Raw genomic sequence first — 4244 nt, 5'->3', positions numbered from 1 at the left:
TTCTTTTGCATGGCCAGCGGGGCCGGGGTTGCCCTGGCGGGGTCTTCCGTCTCCCTGATACTGATTTTTCGAGCTCTTACGGGTTTTTCTTCAAGCCTTTTTATTGTGGGCCTGACCACCTACCAGGCTCTGGCCGTACCGGAAAAGATCCGGGGCTCTTCCTTCACCCTCGCCAGTGCCGGCACCATCGCGCCTCTTATAGCACTGCTTCCCATCGCCGAAGGGCTTTTGCGAAGAGGCTTCTTTTATGCCTATATCTGGTCACCCCTTCTGCCCGCCATCCTCTGCCTGGCTGTTGCCATCACCATTCCTCCCGACGATGATATGAACCTTGAGAATGTATATTGGGGGACCTATTCCGAGGTTTTAATGATAAACACATCAAGGACCCTCTTGGCTTCGGTAATCCTCTTCGCCATGACCGACGCCGCCATCGTCTCCATGGCTGGCCTTGCCCTGGAGAGGAACTTGCTCGCTTCATCCTTCATCTCATCCCAGGCCCTCACGGGGCTGCTGATAAGGCTTTTCGGCTTCAAGCTCATGGATCGCCTGCCACGGAGCAGGTTGGCGGCCCTGAGCTTCTCGGTGACGGCTTTCGCGTCGGTGGCCGTAACCTTTGTGAACAGCGACATCTGGATGATTTTTTGGGGGGTGGTCTACGGTATCGGAATGGGGTACGGCTTTCCTCTTCACCTAGCCCTTATCGGTGACGCGGTCCCCGCGAGGCTCCGGCCGAAGGCCACCTCGCTGGTCTGGTTTTTCATGGCCGGATGCTACTTCATCTCACCCGTCCTGACCGGTTTCATCGCCCGGTACTTGAATTTCGCCTGGGCCTTCAGGATAATTTGCGGCATTATAATCCTCTTCGCCCCAAAGGTGCACCGTCGGTTCAGGGTTTTCTCACCGACCGGGGACACTCTCAAGGAAGAATGATCATCCCCCTTTTTCGCTATCATCCCTTTCCCTGCTGGTAAATTAGCGATTCCTTTGACAGTGAACCCGTTTATAAGGTATATATTGTCTGCACCTTTCCTCACGAGGTGACTTTCCTTAAGGAGGTTTCTCGGAAATGAGAAGAGGTTTGAAGATCCTGGTCCTTGCGATGGTGATGGCTGGCCTCGTGGCAGGCGCCGCGTCGGCCGTGACATTTATCAACATCGCCACGGGAAGCACGGGAGGCGCCTATTATCCCCTTGGCGCGGCGATGGCCAAAATCTGGAACGATAACATCGAGGGCATAAAGGCCAGCGCCCAGTCCACCGGCGGCACTGTCAACAACATCCAGCTCATGGGCAGTGGTGAAGCGGAGACAGGGTTCATGGACGGTCTTTATTACTATGCCTACCTTGGAAGGGACAAATTTGAGGGCAACCCTCAGGAATACATCAGGGCCCTGGTTCCCCTCTACCCGGAGCCGACCCAGCTCATGATCGCCAAGGGAAGCGGCATCAAGACCCTCGATGATTTCAAAGGCAAAAGGGTTTCCATCGGGGCCGTCGCAAGCGGCACCGAGGTCACCGCGCGCCAACTGCTCAGGCTCGCGGGGATCGACCCCGACAAGGACATCCAGGCCGAGAACCTCGGGGTCGGCGACACGGCAACCGCCTTCAGCGACAAACGGATCGACGCCGCCGTGATGGTCGGTTCCCTCGGAATGGCGGGTGTTGTTGAAGCCGCAACCCTGGGGGTTGTCGAGTTTATCGATGTCCCCGACAACATTCGTGACAAGGTCATAGCCGAGACACCCTATTGGGTGCCCTTCACCATCCCGGCCAACTACTACTCCAACCAGCCCAACGAGGTCAAGACCTACGCCAGTTGGAACATCCTCGCCATCAACAAGGATGTCGACGGTGACCTGGCCTACCGGATGACCAAGGCCCTTTTCGAGCATAAGGATGATCTTCTGGCCGTACGGGCCATGATGGATACCATGGCTCCCGAAAATATTCAGTACATACTTATCCCGATGCACTATGGAGCCAGGAGGTATTACGACGAAGTGATGTAAGGCCGGTTCAGGTTCTCCACAAAATATTTGAGGGCCCGGGCCGGAGCGGTTGTCGGCCCGGGCCCTATCAGGAATGGGGTTTAACATGGGAAAGGACGAAACCTCCATGACACCGCTGGTTCATGAAATAGAGGAGGAAGACCTCCAAAGCATAGTGGAGAAGTACGACATCGAGAGCCGCTTTCGCCGGCCCGTCGGTTTGTCGAAGATGATCGTCTCAGCCTGGTTGATAGCCATGTCCCTTTTCCATCTTTACACCTCCGGGATAGGCCTTTTACCCACTTCGATCCACCGCGCCGTTCACCTTACCTTCGCGGTCGTGGCCGTCTTTCTCCTCTACCCGGGCCGCAAGGGCGAGGACAAGACCAAAATCCCCTGGTTTGACTGGATCCTGGCGGCGACGGCCGGCGTGGGGACGGGATACATCATATTCTTCTTCAACGAGATAGCCCGGAGGGGGGCCCAGGTTCAGCCCCATGAAGTTTGGCTCGGCATCATCACCATGGTGATGATCCTGGAGGCCGGCAGGAGGGTGGCTGGGAAGGTCCTTCCCTTCCTGAGCATCTTTTTCCTCCTGTACTGCTATTTCGGACGCTTCATGCCCTTCATGTTCATGCACAGGGGCTACTCGATCAACCGGATTATCCAGCACATGTACCTGACCCAGGAGGGCATCTTCGGCGTCGCCCTCGGGGTCTCCAGCACTTTCGTGTTCATGTTCATCCTTTTCGGAGCCTTTCTGGGCAAGAGCGGGGGAGCCAGGTTCTTCAACGAACTCGCCCTGGCCATGGCGGGACACTCTCCCGGTGGCCCCGCAAAGGTAGCCGTCGTAGCCTCGGGCCTCTTGGGGACCATCAGCGGCTCCTCCGTGGCCAACGTGGCCACCACGGGAGCCTTCACTATTCCGCTCATGAAAAAAGTGGGCTACAAACCGGAGTTCGCCGGGGCCGTCGAGGCCGCCGCCTCCACCGGGGGCCAGTTAATGCCGCCCATCATGGGAGCCGGGGCCTTCATCATGAGCGAATTCCTAGGAGTCTCATACTTGAGAATCGCGGCCGGGGCCGCGATACCGGCCCTGCTCTACTACATCGCCCTCTTTATTGCCGTCCACCTGAGGGCCAGGCACAGGGACCTCAGGGGGCTTTCCAAAGCGCTCCTCCCCTCGCTGAAGCAGGTCTTGAAAAAGGACGGTCACCTGATCGTACCGTTGTTTGTCATTATCGGCATGCTCCTGAACAGGTACACTCCCCTCGCGGCAGCGTTCTGGGGTATCATAAGCGTCGTTGCCGTGAGCCTTCTCCGCAAGCATACCCGGATGGGGATCGGTGACCTCTGCGACGCCCTCGAGGAAGGGGCGCGGTGCGCCCTGGGCGTGGCCCTCGCCTGTGCGCTCGTGGGCTTCATCGTCGGGACTTCATCGCTAACAGCGTTGGGGCTGACGATCTCCAACAACATTATCGACATATCCAAGGGTATGCTCTTCCCCACGCTGCTCCTTTCCATGGTAGCCTGCCTGGTGCTCGGAATGGGGCTCCCCACCACGGCGAACTACATCGTGACAAGCACGATGATCGCCCCCGCGCTGGTCAAGATGGGGGTACTACCCCTCGCGGCCCATCTTTTTGTCTTCTACTTCGGCATCATGGCCGACCTGACCCCGCCGGTCTGCCTAGCGGCCTTCACCGGCGCCGGGATAGCCGGGGGCAACCCCAGCGAGACGGGTTTCATGGCCACCCGCATAGCCCTCGTGGCCTATCTTATCCCTTACACCTTTATCTACACCCCGGTGATCCTGCTGGAGAATTTTTCCTGGATCCCCCTCGCCATTATTGTCGTCGCGTCCCTGGCCGGCGTCTTCAGCCTGGCGGCCGCTCTGCAGGGGTGGATGTTCGATAAATTGGGCTACCCCGTGAGGGCGGTCCTGTTCATCGCCGCTGTTTCCGCCTTCTTGCCCGATTATCGTCTGAAGGTGGCGTCGGCCCTGTTCATCACCGCGGCGCTGATCGCCCTGAAGATCCTCAGTGTCCGAAGGATAGTCGCAGCGAGCCCATAGAAGGCAAGATATACAAAAAGGGGGGGGCGGTTTCACCGCCCCCCCCTTTTTTTGTCGACCTCGCTCTGGCCTGGACTCCGGCTAACTTCAGGCGAGTTCGGAAGTACAGAAGGGACAACGGATCGCCTTGAGGGGCACCGTGGAAAAGCAGTAGGGACAATCCTTCGTGGTAGGCTCCAC

The 4244-nt window shown here is 58.2% G+C and carries 3 protein-coding genes; all 3 read left to right on the top strand.

What is annotated here, in order from left to right; genetic code table 11:
* On the top strand, positions 1 to 933 hold a 933-nt coding region (locus GX108_06505; GenBank protein NLO56686.1), incomplete at its 5' end, for an MFS transporter.
* Positions 934 to 1069: 136 nt separating this feature from the next.
* Positions 1070 to 2011 (top strand): TAXI family TRAP transporter solute-binding subunit, encoded by a 942-nt coding sequence (locus GX108_06500; GenBank protein ID NLO56685.1) that lies wholly within the window; start codon positions 1070 to 1072, stop codon positions 2009 to 2011.
* Positions 2012 to 2096: 85 nt separating this feature from the next.
* Positions 2097 to 4064 carry a TRAP transporter permease gene (locus GX108_06495; protein NLO56684.1) on the top strand — a complete coding sequence of 656 codons (1968 nt, stop codon included), beginning with the start codon at positions 2097 to 2099 and terminating at the stop codon, positions 4062 to 4064.
* Positions 4065 to 4244: the final 180 nt, after the last annotated feature.

This window comes from Thermovirga sp. (assembly GCA_012523215.1).
In the GTDB taxonomy this organism is placed as follows: Bacteria; Synergistota; Synergistia; order Synergistales; family Thermovirgaceae; genus 58-81.
This window is presented reverse-complemented; position numbering and strand designations above follow the sequence as displayed.

Bases quoted from the DNA above. Each gene is read 5' to 3' on its own strand.
- GX108_06500 (NLO56685.1), top strand. From the start codon at position 1,070: ATGAGAAGAGGTTTGAAGATCCTGGTCCTTGCGATGGTGATGGCTGGC.
- GX108_06495 (NLO56684.1), top strand. From the start codon at position 2,097: ATGGGAAAGGACGAAACCTCCATGACACCGCTGGTTCATGAAATAGAG.